Genomic DNA, 16,311 nt, shown 5'->3' with positions numbered 1-16,311 from the left:
CAACTGGAAGCCCTATATCAGGGTAAGTTCAACCGAGGAGTCTCTCATGACCGACCCCAATACGATACGTCTGTCCGTTTCCGGCATGAGCTGCGCGTCCTGTGTGGGCAGGGTTGAAAAGGCTCTCGGCGAGGTTCCAGGCCTTTCGAACGTCAGTGTCAATCTGGTGAGTGAAACGGCACAGTTTCAGACGGATGATGCAGCCACGACGGGCGCAGCGGTTGCGGCACTGTCGCAGGCCGGCTACCCGGCAAGCACGGCGCGCGTCACGCTGAACGTAGACGCCATGTCCTGCGCGTCCTGTGTCGGTCGGGTTGAACAGGCGCTTGTACGGACACCCGGCCTATTGAATGCGGCGGTCAATCTAGCAACCGAAACGGCTGTGGTAGAGTATCTTTCAGATGCCATCACCCCGGAAGAGATTGCCCGGATCAGTACGGAGGCGGGATACCCGGCCGAGATTGCGCAGAGCGATGCGCACGAGGACCGATCGGACCGCAAGGCAGAAGAAGCCGACGCGCTGGCGCGCCGTGTCATCCTTGCCGCGATCCTGACCGTTCCGGTGTTCGTTCTGGAAATGGGAAAACACACCATACCCGGCTTTGAGGGCCTGATTGAGAGCACAATCGGCATTCAAACGTCGTGGCTGATCCAATTCGCGCTTGCCACGGTGGTTCTGTTCGGACCGGGTTGGAGGTTCTTTGCGAAGGGCATTCCGGCGTTGATCAAGCGTGCTCCGGATATGAACAGCCTTGTCGCGCTGGGAACCGGGGCGGCGTGGACTTATTCCGTAGTCGCGACCTTCCTGCCACAGGTGCTGCCTGACGGTGTGCGCGCCGTCTATTTCGAAGCAGCGGCGGTTATTGTCGTTCTGATCTTGTTGGGTCGCTGGCTTGAAGCGCGGGCCAAGGGCAAGACCGGTGCAGCCATTCAGGCCCTTCTTGGTCTGCAGGCAAAGACAGCCAGGGTCCTGCGCGAGGGGCAGGCGACCGAGGTTGACATCAAGGAACTTCGGATCGGCGATCAGATCCTCGTGCGTCCCGGTGAAAGGCTGCCTGTCGATGGCGAGGTCACAGAAGGATCAAGCAACGTCGATGAAAGCATGATCACCGGTGAACCCCTCGCCGTGCCAAAGGCTGCTGGCGAACCGGTGACCGGCGGCACGGTGAACGGCACCGGGAGCCTGACCATAACGGCGACGCGGGTCGGGGCGGATACCACGCTGGCGCAGATTATCCGCATGGTCGAAGATGCTCAGGGGGCCAAGCTGCCGATCCAAGGCCTAGTGGATCGCGTGACCATGTGGTTCGTGCCTGCCGTTCTGGTTCTGGCGCTTGCGACTGTGGTTGTCTGGCTGCTGGTCGGTCCCGATCCGGCTCTGACCTTTGCGCTTGTGGCGGGTGTCTCCGTTCTGATCATTGCGTGCCCCTGCGCCATGGGGTTGGCCACGCCCACCTCGATCATGGTGGGGACAGGACGCGCTGCCGAGATGGGGGTGTTCTTCCGCAAGGGAGATGCGCTGCAACATCTGGACGACGTCGGCCTCGTTGCGCTCGACAAGACCGGGACGGTCACCCAAGGGCAACCCAGTTTGACAGACCTCATCACGGCCGACGGCTTTGACCGGGCAGAGATACTCGCCCTCATCGCATCTGTCGAGGCGCAGTCTGAGCACCCGGTGGCAGAGGCCATCGTGCAGTCCGCAAAGAGCGAAGGCCTGTCCTGGCCCGATGCGACGGAATTCCGGTCCGTGACCGGCTACGGTGTCGAGGCGCTTGTCCAGGGCCGCAAGGTTCATGTCGGTGCGGATCGCTTCATGGTGCAGCAGGGCATTGACACCAGCCCGCTGGAAGACCGCGAAAGGGCGTTGGCCGAAAAGGGACGCACCGCGCTTTATGCTGCGGTGGATGGAACCCTGGCGGCTGTGATTGCCGTGGCAGACCCGGTCAAATCCTCCAGCGCCGAAGTGATCGCAGCTCTGCATGATCGAGGGATCAAGGTCGCGATGATCACCGGAGACAAGAAGGCCACGGCAGATGCCATAGCCCGCGAGGTCGGGATCGACCACGTCATTGCAGGGGTATTACCGGATGGAAAAGTCGCCGCCCTGGACGAATTGCGGCAAGGGAACAGCAAGATCGCCTTTGTCGGGGACGGCATCAACGACGCGCCAGCACTGGCCCATGCCGATGTCGGCATCGCCATCGGAACCGGCACGGATGTCGCAATCGAAAGCGCCGACGTGGTGCTGATGTCGGGGGATCTGCGCGGCGTGGTGAATGCAATAGACGTGTCGCGCAAGACCATGCGCAACATCCGGCAGAACCTCATCTGGGCCTTTGGCTATAACGTCGCGCTGATCCCTGTGGCGGCGGGCGCGCTTTATCCAGCCTTTGGATTGCTCCTGTCGCCGGTGTTTGCCGCCGGGGCCATGGCGCTGTCCTCCGTGTCGGTTCTGACCAACGCGCTGCGGCTGCGACGGATCAAGGCGACGATGTCGGAACAGGATCCGCCCCACGACGCGGCGACGAAATTCGCAACGCAGCCCGCAGAATAGGAGACAGGTGTGAACATCGGAGAAGTATCAGAACGCGCGGGTTTGCCAGCGAAGACAATCCGCTACTACGAAGACATCGGCCTTGTCCGGCCTTTGCGCAGCGATAACGGATATCGCGCCTTTCGCGACAGCGACATCCACAAGCTCGCATTCCTGGGCCGCGCCCGGACCTTGGGGTTCTCGATAGAAGACTGCCGCACGCTGCTTGATCTCTATGAGGATGAGACACGGGAAAGCGCACAAGTAAAAGCGGTCGCACAAGAACACCTGGCGGCCATTGACGAAAAGATTGCCCAGCTCAGGTCGATGCACGATACGCTGTCACACCTCGTTGACGCCTGCCATGGCGATCACCGCCCGGATTGTCCGATTCTGAAAGATCTGGCCAAAGAGCCGTAGCGCATGATGCTTGGGGCCGACATTCTTCGGATTTTCGCACCGTAGCGTTGGAGTTTGTTGGAGCCCTCCCCCGCTGGAATGTTGTTTCTTCAGCAATTCAAGCCAAGGTGGAGGGATCAAATGTCTGAAGATACGACCGGGAAATCTAGCGGCGGGTCCCACGCCCGTTCAAGTGAAGATGCAGCACATTCGGGGGGCCATTCAGGTTCATCCTATGGCCGGTTTCTGGCGATGGTTGGCACGTCGACAGCGATCATGTTCGGCCTGATGTACATCAACTCGTACTCCTTCGAACATGTCTACTGGAGCGAAACCCGATTTTACATGACGTTCATCATGGGCGCGACGATTGCGACCGTGATGCTCCTTTTCAGTAAGCGCTGTCTGCGCCCCACGCGGGATCAGCTTGCCGGGTTGAAGTTCCAGGGCAGGAGCTCGTCGATCCTGCTGGCCGGGTGACCGGCGGCGATGGCCTCGAGGGTCGCCTTCAGGTAGGCGAAAGGCTCGACGCCGTTGATCTTTGCGGTGGCGATCAGGGAGGCGGCGCGAGCCCATGTGCGGCCGCCCTCATCGTGGCCGGCGAAGAGGGCATTCTTTCTCGTCAACGCGATCGGTCGGATCAGGTTCTCGACGGCGTTGGAGTCGATCTCGACGCGGCCATCGTGGAGGAAGGTCTGCAGGCCGGGCCAGTGGCGATGGATGTAGGTCAGCTTCTCGCCGAGCCGGGATTTTGCGGAGACGCGAAGACGTTGCGCCTGCAGCCAATCGCCGAACGCGGCCACGAGGGGCGCGCTGCGGGCCTGTCGGGCAGACAGACGCTGGCCGGGGCCCATACCGCGGATCTCGGCTTCGATGCGATAGAACTCGGCAATCCGGCGCAGTCCCTCGGCCGCAATCTCGGAGCCGTCGCGGTCGAAGACTTCCTTCAGCTTGCGGCGAGCGTGTGCCCAGCAGTGGGCAACCGTGATCGGCGCGCCGCCCTTGCGGGAGGGGCGCGTCAACCGATCGTAACCGGTATAGCCATCAAGCTGCAGGATTCCGTCGAAGCCCTGCAGGATCTGCTCTGCATGCGCCCCTGCGCGGCTGGGATGGTAGGTGAAGACCACGCCGGGCGGGTCCTCTCCGCCCCATCCGCGGTCATCCCGGGCAAGCGCCCAGAGGTAGCCGGTCTTGGTTCGGCCACGGCCTGGGTCGAGGACCGGGGCGGTGGTCTCGTCCATGAACAGCTTGCCGGACGACTTGAGATGCTCGGTCAGCCTGTCGACCACGGGGCCGAGATGGAAGGCTGCTGTGCCGGCCCAGTCCGCCAGGGTGCTGCGGTCGATCTGGATGCCGGAGCGCGCCAGGATCTGGCTTTGGCGGTAGAACGGCAGGTGGTCCGCGAACTTGGACATCAGGACATGCGCGATGGCGCCCTCGGTCGGTAGCCCACCTTCGATCAGCCAAGGTGCTGCTGGCGCCTGGGTGACCCCGTCCGAACAGACAAGGCAGGCATACTTCGGCCGGGTGTCGACCAGGACCCGGAGTTGCGCCGGGATGATGTCGAGGCGCTCGGTGCGGTCCTCGCCGATCCGGTGCATCCGGCCGCAGCCACATGGACAATCGAGGCTTGCGGGTTCCAGGACACGCTCGATGCGCGGCAACTCGGCAGGCAGATGGCCCAGGTTGCGACGCCGTGCCGGGCGCGGCGTGGCCGTCGACGGCGCAACCTGCTCCTTGCGGGTCTCGACCTCGGCGACGGCGGTTTCCAGGTCCTCGAAGGCCAGCTGTCGGTCATCATCGCTCAGCTTCTCGGACCGCTTGCCATGCACGACATGGTTCAGCTCGGCCACGAGATGCTCGAGCCGCCGGTTCGCGTCCTTCAGCGCGTCACGCTCCTGCAGCACCGCCAGCACGGCGGCGCGCTGGCTTTCGGGGATCGCGGACAGATCGATGGGTGGGGCGCTGGACATGCGCAGATCATACCGCGCCAAATGCGCCGATGCCCCGTCATTCGTCGGGGCGAGTCACTCTGCCACAGCCGGCCGACGCACCTCCAGTGACCGCACCCGGCGCCAGTCCAGGCCGGCAAACAGGGCCTCGAATTGCGCGCGGTTCAGGGTCATGGCCCCGTCGCGGATCGCCGGCCAGGTGAAGGTGCTTTCTTCCAGCCGCTTGTAGGCCATCACGAGCCCACTGCCGTCCCAGAACAGGATCTTCAACCGGTCGGCCCGCTTCGAGCGGAAGACGAAGACGGTGCCGGTAAATGGGTCCTCGGCCAGCGTCGACTGGACCAGCGCTGCGAGACCGTCATGGCCTTTCCGGAAGTCCACCGGCTGTGTCGCCACCAGGATCCGCACGCCCTGCGAGGGCATCAACATGGATGCGCCTCCAGCGCGTGGACTATCTCGGCAATCCGGGCCGCGGGCGCATCCTGTGCGAGCTCGATGATGACCGAACCCCGGACAACCCTAACTGGCGCCTCGGCGCGGTGCCGCTCGGGCTCGGGGGCCGTCGTGGTCTCATCCCGGACGACCAGAGGTGCGAAAACCGGCTCATCGATCTCGACCGCAGGCAGCACGAGCTTGCCATCCTTGGCCAGCCGCCGCCACGCCGTCAGCTGGCTCGGCATGATCTCGTAGCGCGCGGCGACACCTGACACCGTCGCCCCAGGCTCCAGGGTCTCGGCCACCGCCTGCGCCTTCACATGATCCGGCCAGCGCCTCTGCCCCGAGGCGAAGACTTCAACACCAAGCGCCGTGAGGAACGAACTCTTTGCGAACATTGCGAAACGCACTCCTTTTCTTTGGATGCGTATCAACTCGCAATGGCTGATCCCGTCGGCAATGTGGGGTGGCGACACCGTTTACCCTTTTCATGTTGAACATGTACAAGAACAAGGGCGTCAACGCCGCGATCTTTCTCGGGTCTGTCGTGATGTTTGCCGGCGCGCTCTGGCTCGTGAGAAGCCAGGAGACCATTCAGGACGAAAGCTGGATGAGCGCGATGATCCCGCACCACTCCATCGCGATCATGACAAGCGAACGGGCCGAGCTGACAGATCCACGGGTCAAGGCTCTGGCTTCGGAAATCGTGACGGCGCAAAATCGCGAAATTTCCGAAATGCGTTTCCTCATAGATGACATTGAGGCAAATGGCGAAGCCGGTCCTGAATGGCCACTTGGTGAAGCGGACGGTCCGGCTGAAATGGAGGGGCTTCAAGAAGCGATTGCAACCCCGGTGATTGCCGGAATCCGTCCTGCACCGCTCAAAGCCGAAGAAATAACACGCGCACTGGGGTCCGACGGACAATGCCGTTTCATTCGCGCCGTGAACGCCGATCCCATTCTGGTCACGGACGGGGCGGGGAACGGCGTCGCCAAGATATCCGGATCGCTGGTCAACTTCACGTCGCAAGACACAGTGACGTCCGGTGGCGTCCTGTCTGCCGATGGTGGCCAATTCACGCTGGCGCCGGGTGACGCGGACGGTGAAGACGCCACCCTGCTGTTTGAATTGACGGGAGAGACGCCTCTGACTGTCGGATTTACCGGGTATTGGACCTGCAACGGTTAAAGGATTTAAAGGAACGCGTCATGACGAGAGAGGCAAAATCCACCCCGAAGACGGCGGTTTTGTACCGAATGGTGATGGAGGAGCATGTTTGTCCCTATGGGCTGAAAATCGAAGGACCTGCTTGAGCGGGAGGGGTATTCGATTGAGGACCGGCCTCTGAACACCCGCGAGGAAACGGATGCTTTCATGGAAGAACACGGTGTCGAAACGACTCCGCAGACCTTTATCGGCAATGAAAGAATTGGTGGCTATGACGCGCTGAGGGAATTTTTCGGCCAGGACGTAAAGGATGACGACGAGACGACTTATCAACCCGTCATTGCGATATTCGCGGTCGCATTCCTTATGGCGCTTGGTCTCAGTTGGGCGTTTTACGGTTCGATCCTGACGCTGCGGGCATTCGAGTGGTTCATCGCGATCTCGATGAGCTTTCTTGCTGTTCAAAAACTGCAGGACGTCGAGACGTTTTCCACGATGTTTCTGAACTACGATCTGCTTGCCCAGAAATGGGTGCGCTATGGCTATGTCTATCCCTTCGGCGAAGCACTTGCCGGTATTCTCATGGTCGCCGGTGCCTTGGTCTGGATCAGCGCGCCTGTTGCACTGTTCATCGGTACGGTCGGAGCGGCTTCAGTTTTCAAGGCCGTCTACATCGATAAGCGCGAGATCAAGTGCGCCTGCGTGGGCGGCGGTTCAAACGTGCCGCTGGGTTTCGTGTCCCTGACCGAAAACCTGATGATGATATTCATGGGCGTCTGGATGTCGGCGCGTGCGATGGGCCTCTTTTAGGCCTAACCATCCGTTTTCAAAGCGGTCACAGGGTCGCCAAGTGCGGCCCTGCTCAGCGCGTCGAGAACGGCTTCGGACGTCAGAACCTCGGACAGGATGATCCCGTCTGGCGCGTTTGGCCCGTAGACGATGTTGAACGGGATGCCAAACCTGTTGTGGCTTTCCAGATACCGGGAAATGTCAGTGCTGGGCCTAGTCCAGTCTGCCCGCATCGCAACGACATTATCACCCCGCAGTTGGTCGACCACGGGCGCACGGTCCAGCACCAGCGTCTTGTTGGCCTTGCACGTCAGGCACCAGTCTGCGGTCACGTCGACAAAGACGGTTTTTCCCTGCGACACCAGTTTCGGTATCTCGGAGCGATCGAACGCGACCCAGTCCTGGCCCACCGCTCTCGTCTGCGGCGGGATTGTCAGCGCCGTCGGCACCAGAAGGCTGAGAACAGCAACCACCACCAGCGCTGTCGGGCGCGTCAATCTGCCCGGCAAACGTATTGTTGCGAGAAGAATGAAAAGGCTCGTCATAAGCAGCACGGTCATGGCCACCCGGCCACCCGCCACCCCTATCAGTACCCAGAGCAGCCAGATCGCGGTCCCGGCCAGAAGACCGGCAAGCACCCATTTGACGACAACCATCCAACGTCCCGGCCTGGGCAACAACCGGACCAGACCAGGCTTCCCCGCCAGAACCAGATAGGGCAGGGAGAGCCCAAGCCCCAGAGCCGTGAAAACGAGAATGACATCAATCGGGCGCCCGGACAGGGCAAAGGCAACCGCTGTCCCCAAAAACGGGGCCGAGCAGGGCGTGGCCAGCACCGCCGCGAAGGCGCCTGTTGCAAAATCTCCGCCATACCCGTCGCGACCGCTTGATCTGGCCAGCCGTGACTGCAACCCGGAGGGCAATGAAACTTCGAACACCCCGAACAGATTGGCAGAGAACACGGCAAGCACCAGAAACATGACGGTCAGGAAAACAGGGCTTTGGAATTGCAGGCCCCACCCAACGGTGACGCCGACGGATTGCAGAACCAGAATGATTGCGGCGAGGGCCCACATGAACACCAGAACGCCAAGCGCCGACATCAGGAACCCATTCCGGACCTCGTGCGCTGGCTTGTTTCCATGATTGAGAACCGATGTCAGCTTGATGGACAGGACAGGCAGAACACAGGGCATGACATTCAGGATCAGACCGCCAAGAAAGGCAAAGGCCGCAATCGCCAGGATTTGCGTCAGATCCGGCAGGTTCGCCATAACCTCGAATGGTGCACCCGGGATGCGGTCTGACCAAGCGGGCTGCGCTGTCACCGCGCGTGATCCATCGGTCAAAGTCAGTTGCAGGGGCGGCGGATCCTCCCCTTGCGCGAGAAGAGGCAGCTTGGCCCAAAGGGCTGTTCCCGCATCATCGGTTCGGATGTCCGGTTTGCCAAAGGTGAATTCCGGCCCCAGTTCCGGAAAGATATCCGGCTTCACAAAGGCATTCGCACTGCGCGCCGTCACATAAAGCGCATCATCCGCGATCACCGCCGTTTCGACAATGATGTCGCTCTCTTCGGGACCAAGCGGCACCCGCTGGGCATACTCCGAAATCAGGCCCGCCGCCTTCGCGTCAATCCCGGTGCCCGCCGGAATTGTCAGTGCGAGATCGAAATCATGCGGCACACAGACAGTCGAGCACGCCAGCAATGAAACACGCGCCTGCAATGTTGCGGACTGGCCCGCAGTTTCGAGAACTGCCTGAATGGGCAGGACGACACGGGTCTTGTAGCCAAAATTCTCGATGCCGAATGCCGTGAAGCGCTCAGGCGCGGGCCAGAGCATCTGTGCGCTCACCAGATTTTCCGATCCATCCCATGAAATTTCAGGCGGCAGACCCACCTCGCCGGGCGAACGCCAATAGGCTTTCCAGCCCTCGGCCAGCTCGACATCCAGGCCAAGGGAAAGGGTTCTGGAGGTTTCCGCGACCCCATTTTCAACGGAGATGAGCCGGGCCGTGATTGTTGAATTCTCGTAGGTATCGCTCGATGCAGCAAAGCCCATGGAGGCCCAAAGGCAAGCCATGAGAAGGAAGAATAGGCGCAACGTGGTTCGCATCATCTTTTGGCTCGCTTCCACCCTTGTCCCGAGATCGAAATCCGAAGCACCTCTATGGCTGCATCTCCCGGTTGGTCAACTTTACAAACGGATACAATGTCGTTTGTGAAGCCATCCCGCTGCGAGAATAACGCGACGAAGTCCGCGTTCGTAGCAGGAAGGCCAATAGAAGCTTTTTTCTTCATTGAACATTTCAATCGCAACCGCGGCCTCCAACCTTCCAGCGCTGGAAATTGAAACCAAATGCGGATGACTTAGTTGAACGCTTAGCAATTGAGAGAAGGAAGAAGATCATGATGGATGGTGGAATGATGGGCGGCGGTATGATGATTGGAATGGGACTTGTCTGGCTCCTTGTCATCGTGGTGCTGATTCTCGCAGTTATTGCGCTGGTGAAATACCTGCGTACGTAGCGGAAGGCCGGAGCGTCGCCATGGCAGATGAAAGCAAGCCGGTCGTTATAGTTACCGGGTCGAGCGGGTATCTCGGGGCCGCGGTGGTGCGACGGCTGCACGGGTCCTACCGCGTCGTCGGACTTGACCGGTATTCGCCGCCCCATCCGCCGCATCAGGCCGAGTGCGTCTGTTTCGACATCACCGATCAGGCAAGTGTCGATACCGCGCTTGATCGTGTGCGGCTGGCTTACGGCGACAGGATTTCCGCCTGCATTCACCTTGCGGGCTATTTCGATCTCAGCGGCGAGGATGATCCGGCGTATGATGCCGTTACAGTCGAAGGCTCGAAACGGCTGCTGAAGGGTCTTCAGGGGTTTGAGCTTGAACAGTTCGTCTTCGCTTCCACCATGCTTGCCCATGCGCCGACCGAGCCGGGGGAGCCGATAGACGAGGATCATCCTCTCGATCCTAGGTTTCCTTACCGCGCATCGAAGGTGCGCACGGAGAAGGTACTGCGCGAGGTAAGGGGCGACGAGAAACTCGTGCTGATGCGCCCCGCCGGTATCTACGATGACAACGGGCAGTCGACTTTTCTGACCCACCAGATCGCCCGCATTCACGAACGACGATTCAGCGGCAAGGTTTATCCTGGCGATCTGTCGCGCGGGCAGGCGTTCCTGCATCTCGACGATTTTCTAGACGCGGTGGAACGTATCGTTGATCGGCGCGTCAAGCTGCCGGACGTTTTTCCGGTGCTACTGGGCGAGGCCGACCCGATACCCTTCGGCGAGTTGCAGCGCCTGATCGGGCGCGAGCTGCATGGCGAGGACTGGATCACCTGGAACGTGCCGTCCCAACTGGCCAAGCTCGGCGCCTGGACGGAAAACAAGGTATTTGGGGAGGATGCCTTCATCAGGGCATGGATGGTCGATATTTCCAGCGATCACTACGAGCTAGACCTTTCGGCGGCGAAAAAGCACTTGGACTGGACGCCTGAACACAGTCTGCGCGACGACATGCCGGGCATCCTTCAGCGCCTGAAGGACGATCCCTACGAATGGTACGAAGCGAACGGGCTGAACGCCGCACGGGTCTCGGCGGCCAAGGTCGAAAACGCCGTGGCGGAAGAGGCTGCAGAGCATGCACCGACGGAGGCCGAGGCGAACGCGGATCGGCGCGAGCATGATCAACACATGCGGCAGATGCATTTTTCTATGCTCTGGGTGCATTGGCTGGTCATGGCGCTCGGCCTGTGGTTGGCCACCGCGCCATCGGTTTTCGGCACCTTCGATCAGACCGAATTCAGCGCGGCGGTCCAGCGCGTGACGGAGGATCGCGGGCTGTGGTCCGCCGCTACACGCAGTTGGCTGACCGCGTGGAACAATGTCTTCACCGGACTTGCCATCATGGTCTTTGCCGCCCTGTCGCTGCGCCATGGTAACGGCTGGGCGCAATGGGTGAATGCCGCGCTCGGCGTCTGGCTGCTGGCCGCGCCGCTGGTGTTCTGGACGCCGGACGCGGCCGTCTATGCCAACGACACGCTGATCGGCGCGCTGGTGGTCGCGCTGACAATCCTGATCCCGATGATGCCGGGCATGTCGCGCGAGGGGATGATGGACGATACCGATATCCCGCCCGGCTGGACCTACTGCCCCTCCACCTATGTCCAGCGCCTGCCGATCATCGCGCTCGGTGTCGTGGGCTTCATCCTGTCGCGCATCCTGTCGGCCTACCAGCTCGGCCATGTAGACGGCGTGTGGGAGCCGTTCTTTTCATCGCCGGTCGCGCTGAATGGCACCGAATACATCATCACCTCCGATGTCTCGAAAGCCTGGCCCATTGCCGACGGCGGCCTTGGCGCAATGAGTTATATGTTTGAGATCATGATGGGCGTGATGGGCAGCCGCCTGCGCTGGCGCACGATGCCCTGGATGGTCGCACTTTTCGGCATCGTTGTCGGGCCGCTTGGCGTGATCAGCATCTATTTCATCATCATTCAGCCGATTGCCATCGGCACCTATTGCACGATCTGCCTGATGGCGGCGCTGGCCATGCTGATCATGATCCCGTTCTCGCTCGATGAAATCGTCGCGATGGTGCAGTTCATGGTCTGGAATACGCGCCGGGGCAGACCGTTCTGGCGCGCGTTCTTCAGGGGCGATGCTCTGCCCGGTGGCACAACGGGGGGCGAAATGAGCTTCGACGCGCGACCGATGCAGATCTTTCGACAAAGCGCACGCGGCGTCACCGTACCATGGACACTCGGGCTGAGTGCTGCGATCGGGGTCTTCCTGATGTTGTCGCGCGCGATCTTTGGCAATGAAGCGGCCATGGCGAACAGCGATCACCTGCTGGGCGCACTGGTCCTGACCACTGCGGTCATCGCCTGGGCCGAGGTCGCGCGCCCGTTGCGGTTCCTTAACATCCTCTTCGGCCTCTGGCTCATTGTCGCGCCTTGGTTCCTAGGCGGAGGCACGGTGGCAGGCAGCCTTGTCGGTATCCTCGCCGGGATCGCTCTCATCGCGCTCAGCCTGTCGCGTGGGAAGCGCAGCGAGGAACACTATGGGAGTTGGGACAGGTTCATTTTTTGAAGGGGCGTCACAAAAAGATTGCCAAGCGTCCTTGACCTTCCAGTAGGTGGAAGGACTATCTGGTGTTTCAAGGAGAGGGTTGCCAGCTATGAACATTGGAAATGTTTCGGAACAGAGCGGTTTGCCCGCAAAAACAATCCGGTATTACGAGGATATCGGACTCGTGCAACCGTCGCGGCGTGAAAACGGGTACCGCGATTTTGCTGTTCAGGATCTGCACAAGCTGGCGTTTCTCGGCCGGGCGCGGTCGTTGGGTTTCGGCATCGAGGAATGTCGCACGCTGTTGTCATTGTACGAGGACCGCGAGCGGTCCAGCGCCGACGTCAAGGCGATCGCCCAAAGTCACCTCGCGCGGGTGGATCAAAAAATCGAGGAGTTGCAGGCGCTTAGCGCGACGCTTCGTGATCTCGTTGTTCGGTGTCATGGCGATGATCGTCCCGACTGCCCGATAATGGATGATCTGACGCCTTCCGACCTCGCGGGGACGCGAAAACATCCCGCTGGAACAACCCTCTGAACACTGGTAAATTAGCCGCATGCACTTTGTCGCCCGCCTCATCATGATAGCCGAGCTTGCCGCCTTCGCGGCAAGCTCGGTTGTGCATGCGGCCGGTTCGGCCAGAATGGCATCTGAAATGATCGCAGCCGGAGCTGAAATGCCAGGTGCCGACTGTGAGGCGTGCGATGGTTCGGCGGGACCCTCAGGCATCGCTTGCGATTTCGTGTGCAACTCGGCGACCGCCGTCGCGCTGGTGGGAGCCTCGGCGGAATTTGGTCTAATTGCAGTTTCGAGCGCCCATGGACTGCCGATCGCGCGGGATTTTCGCGGTCTGATCAGCCCACCTGCCAAACAGCCTCCAAGATTCCTTCTCTGAACTGACACGCGCCGCGGCTTCGCAGCCGCAGTGTCATGCCGTGACGCCGGAGCCATGCTGCTTCGCGCTGCGGGTATTCCCCAACCGCAGTTGCCGCTTTGGCTCCGGCGGAGGACCGAATTATCAGAGAGCCCCAGTCCGATGTCTTTCAACTACAAAACTACCGTCACGCGCCGCGCCTTTGTCGCGTCGTCGCTCGCGGGTGTGATGTCCGCCACCCTGCCTTTTCCGAGGATGGCAGAAGCCGCCACCCGGAAATTCTCACTCCGGGCCGCACCGGGAAGCACACGGCTTGTTCCCGAGCCACATCCGGACACTGCGGCCTGGTGCTACAACGGTAAGGTCCCGGGCCCGGAGATCCGCATTCGACAAGGTGATCGCCTTCAGGTCGAGGTTATGAATGACCTTGCGGAGGAAACCACTGTGCATTGGCATGGCATCCGGCTTCCCAACGCAATGGACGGGGTGCCGCACTTGACACAGGGACCGATCGCCCCGGGCGACAAGTTCGTCTACGAATTCGATGCAGTCGATGCCGGCACCTTCTGGTATCACCCACATCAGCGCAGCTTCGAGCAGGTCGGGCGCGGTCTCTACGGTCCCCTTATCGTCGAGGAGGCCAATCCACCTCGGGTCGACCGCGATGTTACTTGGGTCCTGGACGACTGGCGTCTGGCCGAGGACGCATCGATTTCGGATGATTTCGGCAATGCCCATGACTTAAGCCACGCTGGCCGCCTCGGGAACACTGTGACGATCAACGGTCACGTGCCGGAAACACTCGAGGTGGCATCGGGGGAACGGATCCGCCTCCGCCTGATCAACGCGGCGAATGCCCGGATCTTCGCACTCGATTTCGGGGACCATACACCGCGCATCATCGCGCTCGACGGGCAACCCGTCACACCGCATGAGCCGCGGGACGGTGTTGTCGTTCTTGGACCCGCAATGCGCGTCGATGTGATCCTGGATTGCACCGGCAAGCCAGGCGCACAAGCCCAGCTTGTAGACCGTGCGTACCGCGGGAACGATTTTCGAGTCCTCGATTTCACCTACGCTGAAACCGCCCTGCGCGAGGCCACACCCGACTGGCCGATCGCATTGCCCACCAACCCCATTCCGGAACCTAACCTGAGATCCGCGCAGCGTCATGAGGTGACGTTCACCGGCGGCATGATGGGCATGATGGTGGAACGCGAAATGGGCCTCGAGCCGCGTGGCGGCATGATGGGCGGCGGTATGATGGGCATGATGCATGACGGGCGCGGCATCTGGTTTGTCAACGGAAAGGCCGCCGAGGGCCATGTGCTCGATCCGTTCCTGACGTTGGAACGCAGTGCCAGTCACATCCTCGAGATGACCAACGCGACCGCCTTCGACCACCCGATCCATCTGCATGGCCATTCGTTCCGGGTGATCAGCCGAAATGGTACGCCGACGCAGCATCGTGAATGGCAGGACACGGTGCTGATGGCGCCCCGCGAACGGGTCGAGATCGCCTTCGTCGCCGACAATCCCGGCGACTGGATGTTCCACTGCCACATTCTCGAACACCAAGCCGCGGGAATGATGGGCGTGATCCGCGTCGCATGAGACCCGGAGGAGGACAAGAAATGACAAACAGCACCTTGAATTTTGAGCCGGACAGACGCCACTTCCTGGCACTGGGTATGGGTGCAGCTGCAGTGCTCGTGTTGCCCGGCGCGGTGCGCGCGGCCGACGGGGCGGCCGATATTCGAACGCTCGCCTTCGATGGCGACACGCTGCTGATCGCAGGCGCAACACTGAGGGCGAGCCCCGATGACGGTCGCAGTTGGCATGACAGGCCAACACCTTCCCCGGTCTCCTCGATCGCCACGCATCCTGCGCGTCCCGGACGTCTCCTTGCCGGTTTGGCGCGGGGAGGGGTGACCGTGTCCGACGATGGCGGAACGACATGGGCTGCCCGAAGCGAGGGGCTTGCCTCCGGCGAGGTCACCGCGCTGGCCGTGGCCGCCGGAAACCCCGACATGATCTATGCCGCAATCCGCGGCGACGGCCTTTGGAAGAGCGAGGACGCAGGCGCAACCTGGGCCCTGGCGATGGACAGGCCCTGGCTCGACGCAGCCGAGCGTGACCCGCTGACGCTGGCATCGGTCGATCTCGAAACCGGAATGGGCGGCATCTGGATCTATGCGGGAACCGAGAAAGGCCTGACCCGTGTTCCGGACTGTTTCTGCCGCTGGCAAGACGTTCAGCCCGGCAATGCGATGGACGCGCTGGTGACGGGCGACACGCCACCTGCCGAGGCACCCCTGCCGGCGGACGAGCCGGTCCTGTCACTGGCCAGTGCCCCTGCGGCACCGTCTACACTTTACGCGGCACTGCCGTCGGGGGTGTGGGCGTCGCAGGACGGCGGCGTGATCTGGACGCACAAGGCAAAAGGGCAGGGGAGGGCCGTCGCGGTTCACCCTAGGGACGAAAATCACATAGCCGCCCTCCTCAACGGCACCCTGAACCTCAGCCGCGATGGCGGCGCTACCTGGGCCGCGCTCGCGGTCGCATGATGGAGAACCCCATGAACAGAAGATATGTCCTGGCTTCGCTTGCTGCACTTGGCGTCGGCGGAACCTTCACTTTCACGACGCTGACTTCAGCACAAAGCACCGAAGACGCGACCGGTCCCGCAAGTACCGACGTGTCAGACGGAACGAAGCAGATCACGATCTGGCGCGATCCGGGCTGCGGTTGCTGCGACAGCTACGCCGATTATCTGGAAGAGAACGGCTATCAGGTGACACGCATCGACGATCGGGATTTTGATAAGCGCTCAATCGAAGTCGGCGTTCCCGAGCAGGGGCTCGGCTGTCATCTGGCCGAGATCGAAGGCTATTATGTCAGTGGATTGGTACCCTCGGAGATCCTGGAAAGGCTGGTCACGGAGAAGCCCGACATCACCGGCATTACTTTGCCGGGCATGCCTTCGAACGCGCCAGGAATGGCACGCGTAAAGACCGGTACGCTCAAGACCTATGCGTTCGGCGAGGGCGGGATCACCGTTTACTCCGATGAGTAACT

At 61.3% G+C, this 16,311-nt stretch carries 13 protein-coding genes and 1 pseudogene; 10 read left to right on the top strand and 4 right to left on the bottom strand.

Annotation, left to right across the window (positions count from 1 at the left end; translation table 11 throughout):
* Positions 1-46: 46 nt before the first annotated feature.
* From Ga0080574_RS03265 to Ga0080574_RS25755, 3 genes are all read left to right on the top strand, one after another.
* Positions 47-2,557 carry a heavy metal translocating P-type ATPase gene (locus Ga0080574_RS03265; RefSeq protein WP_067264436.1) on the top strand — a complete coding sequence of 837 codons (2,511 nt, stop codon included), beginning with the start codon at positions 47-49 and terminating at the stop codon, positions 2,555-2,557.
* Between the two features lie 9 nt (positions 2,558-2,566).
* Positions 2,567-2,956, top strand: coding sequence for a Cu(I)-responsive transcriptional regulator (cueR, locus tag Ga0080574_RS03260; protein WP_009824489.1), 390 nt, complete (start codon positions 2,567-2,569; stop codon positions 2,954-2,956).
* A gap of 120 nt (positions 2,957-3,076) precedes the next feature.
* Complete coding sequence (locus Ga0080574_RS25755) at positions 3,077-3,415, top strand: hypothetical protein (RefSeq protein WP_237219249.1); 339 nt, start codon at positions 3,077-3,079, stop codon at positions 3,413-3,415.
* Here Ga0080574_RS25755 and tnpC read toward each other — a convergent pair.
* Genes tnpC through tnpA form a run of 3 tightly spaced genes read right to left on the bottom strand, consistent with a single transcriptional unit; the run spans position 3,358 to position 5,720 of the window.
* Positions 3,358-4,908, bottom strand: a complete 1,551-nt coding sequence (gene tnpC / locus Ga0080574_RS03250) for an IS66 family transposase (protein ID WP_076695246.1) — start codon at positions 4,906-4,908, stop codon at positions 3,358-3,360. The genes Ga0080574_RS25755 and tnpC overlap by 58 nt on opposite strands.
* A gap of 54 nt (positions 4,909-4,962) precedes the next feature.
* Positions 4,963-5,316, bottom strand: a complete 354-nt coding sequence (gene tnpB / locus Ga0080574_RS03245) for an IS66 family insertion sequence element accessory protein TnpB (RefSeq protein ID WP_076695208.1) — start codon at positions 5,314-5,316, stop codon at positions 4,963-4,965.
* Complete coding sequence (gene tnpA / locus Ga0080574_RS26890; protein WP_076695206.1) at positions 5,310-5,720, bottom strand: IS66-like element accessory protein TnpA; 411 nt, start codon at positions 5,718-5,720, stop codon at positions 5,310-5,312. The genes tnpB and tnpA overlap by 7 nt, the downstream gene beginning before the upstream one ends.
* 101 nt (positions 5,721-5,821) lie before the next feature.
* On the opposite strand from tnpA, the gene Ga0080574_RS03235 reads away from it, so the two are divergent.
* Positions 5,822-6,511 (top strand): DUF305 domain-containing protein, encoded by a 690-nt coding sequence (locus tag Ga0080574_RS03235; RefSeq protein WP_237219248.1) that lies wholly within the window; start codon positions 5,822-5,824, stop codon positions 6,509-6,511.
* Between the two features lie 68 nt (positions 6,512-6,579).
* Positions 6,580-7,300: pseudogene (locus tag Ga0080574_RS03230) on the top strand (MauE/DoxX family redox-associated membrane protein).
* Between the two features lie 2 nt (positions 7,301-7,302).
* Here Ga0080574_RS03230 and Ga0080574_RS03225 read toward each other — a convergent pair.
* Positions 7,303-9,393, bottom strand: coding sequence for a protein-disulfide reductase DsbD family protein (locus Ga0080574_RS03225; RefSeq protein WP_081285562.1), 2,091 nt, complete (start codon positions 9,391-9,393; stop codon positions 7,303-7,305).
* A gap of 433 nt (positions 9,394-9,826) precedes the next feature.
* Here Ga0080574_RS03225 and Ga0080574_RS03210 point away from each other — a divergent pair, with 433 nt between their 5' ends.
* From Ga0080574_RS03210 to Ga0080574_RS03185, 5 genes are all read left to right on the top strand, one after another.
* A complete protein-coding gene (locus Ga0080574_RS03210; RefSeq protein WP_074837423.1) occupies positions 9,827-12,379 on the top strand; it encodes an NAD-dependent epimerase/dehydratase family protein in 2,553 nt (850 codons plus the stop codon).
* Between the two features lie 88 nt (positions 12,380-12,467).
* Positions 12,468-12,896, top strand: coding sequence for a Cu(I)-responsive transcriptional regulator (gene cueR / locus Ga0080574_RS03205; RefSeq protein ID WP_074837422.1), 429 nt, complete (start codon positions 12,468-12,470; stop codon positions 12,894-12,896).
* A 499-nt stretch (positions 12,897-13,395) separates the two neighbouring features.
* A complete protein-coding gene (locus Ga0080574_RS03195) occupies positions 13,396-14,847 on the top strand; it encodes a multicopper oxidase family protein (protein WP_076695202.1) in 1,452 nt (483 codons plus the stop codon).
* A 20-nt stretch (positions 14,848-14,867) separates the two neighbouring features.
* On the top strand, positions 14,868-15,800 hold the full coding sequence (locus Ga0080574_RS03190) for a sialidase family protein (RefSeq protein WP_237219247.1): 933 nt from the start codon (positions 14,868-14,870) through the stop codon (positions 15,798-15,800).
* Between the two features lie 11 nt (positions 15,801-15,811).
* Positions 15,812-16,309 (top strand): DUF411 domain-containing protein, encoded by a 498-nt coding sequence (locus tag Ga0080574_RS03185; protein WP_093743767.1) that lies wholly within the window; start codon positions 15,812-15,814, stop codon positions 16,307-16,309.
* Positions 16,310-16,311 lie beyond the last annotated feature (2 nt).

This window comes from Salipiger abyssi (assembly GCF_001975705.1).
In the GTDB taxonomy this organism is placed as follows: Bacteria; Pseudomonadota; Alphaproteobacteria; order Rhodobacterales; family Rhodobacteraceae; genus Salipiger; species Salipiger abyssi.
The sequence above is the reverse complement of the archived record's forward strand: the minus strand, read 5'-3'. Positions and strand labels throughout refer to the sequence as shown.

What these genes read in the sequence shown, in the direction of transcription:
- Ga0080574_RS03235 (WP_237219248.1), top strand. Translation starts at nt 5,822, where the DNA reads ATGTACAAGAACAAGGGCGTCAACGCCGCGATCTTTCTCGGGTCTGTC.
- cueR (WP_074837422.1), top strand. Translation starts at nt 12,468, where the DNA reads ATGAACATTGGAAATGTTTCGGAACAGAGCGGTTTGCCCGCAAAAACA.
- Ga0080574_RS03265 (WP_067264436.1), top strand. Translation starts at nt 47, where the DNA reads ATGACCGACCCCAATACGATACGTCTGTCCGTTTCCGGCATGAGCTGC.
- Ga0080574_RS03225 (WP_081285562.1), bottom strand. Translation starts at nt 9,393, where the DNA reads ATGCGAACCACGTTGCGCCTATTCTTCCTTCTCATGGCTTGCCTTTGG.
- tnpA (WP_076695206.1), bottom strand. Translation starts at nt 5,720, where the DNA reads ATGTTCGCAAAGAGTTCGTTCCTCACGGCGCTTGGTGTTGAAGTCTTC.
- Ga0080574_RS25755 (WP_237219249.1), top strand. Translation starts at nt 3,077, where the DNA reads ATGTCTGAAGATACGACCGGGAAATCTAGCGGCGGGTCCCACGCCCGT.
- Ga0080574_RS03190 (WP_237219247.1), top strand. Translation starts at nt 14,868, where the DNA reads ATGACAAACAGCACCTTGAATTTTGAGCCGGACAGACGCCACTTCCTG.
- Ga0080574_RS03210 (WP_074837423.1), top strand. Translation starts at nt 9,827, where the DNA reads ATGGCAGATGAAAGCAAGCCGGTCGTTATAGTTACCGGGTCGAGCGGG.
- tnpB (WP_076695208.1), bottom strand. Translation starts at nt 5,316, where the DNA reads ATGTTGATGCCCTCGCAGGGCGTGCGGATCCTGGTGGCGACACAGCCG.
- Ga0080574_RS03195 (WP_076695202.1), top strand. Translation starts at nt 13,396, where the DNA reads ATGTCTTTCAACTACAAAACTACCGTCACGCGCCGCGCCTTTGTCGCG.
- tnpC (WP_076695246.1), bottom strand. Translation starts at nt 4,908, where the DNA reads ATGTCCAGCGCCCCACCCATCGATCTGTCCGCGATCCCCGAAAGCCAG.
- Ga0080574_RS03185 (WP_093743767.1), top strand. Translation starts at nt 15,812, where the DNA reads ATGAACAGAAGATATGTCCTGGCTTCGCTTGCTGCACTTGGCGTCGGC.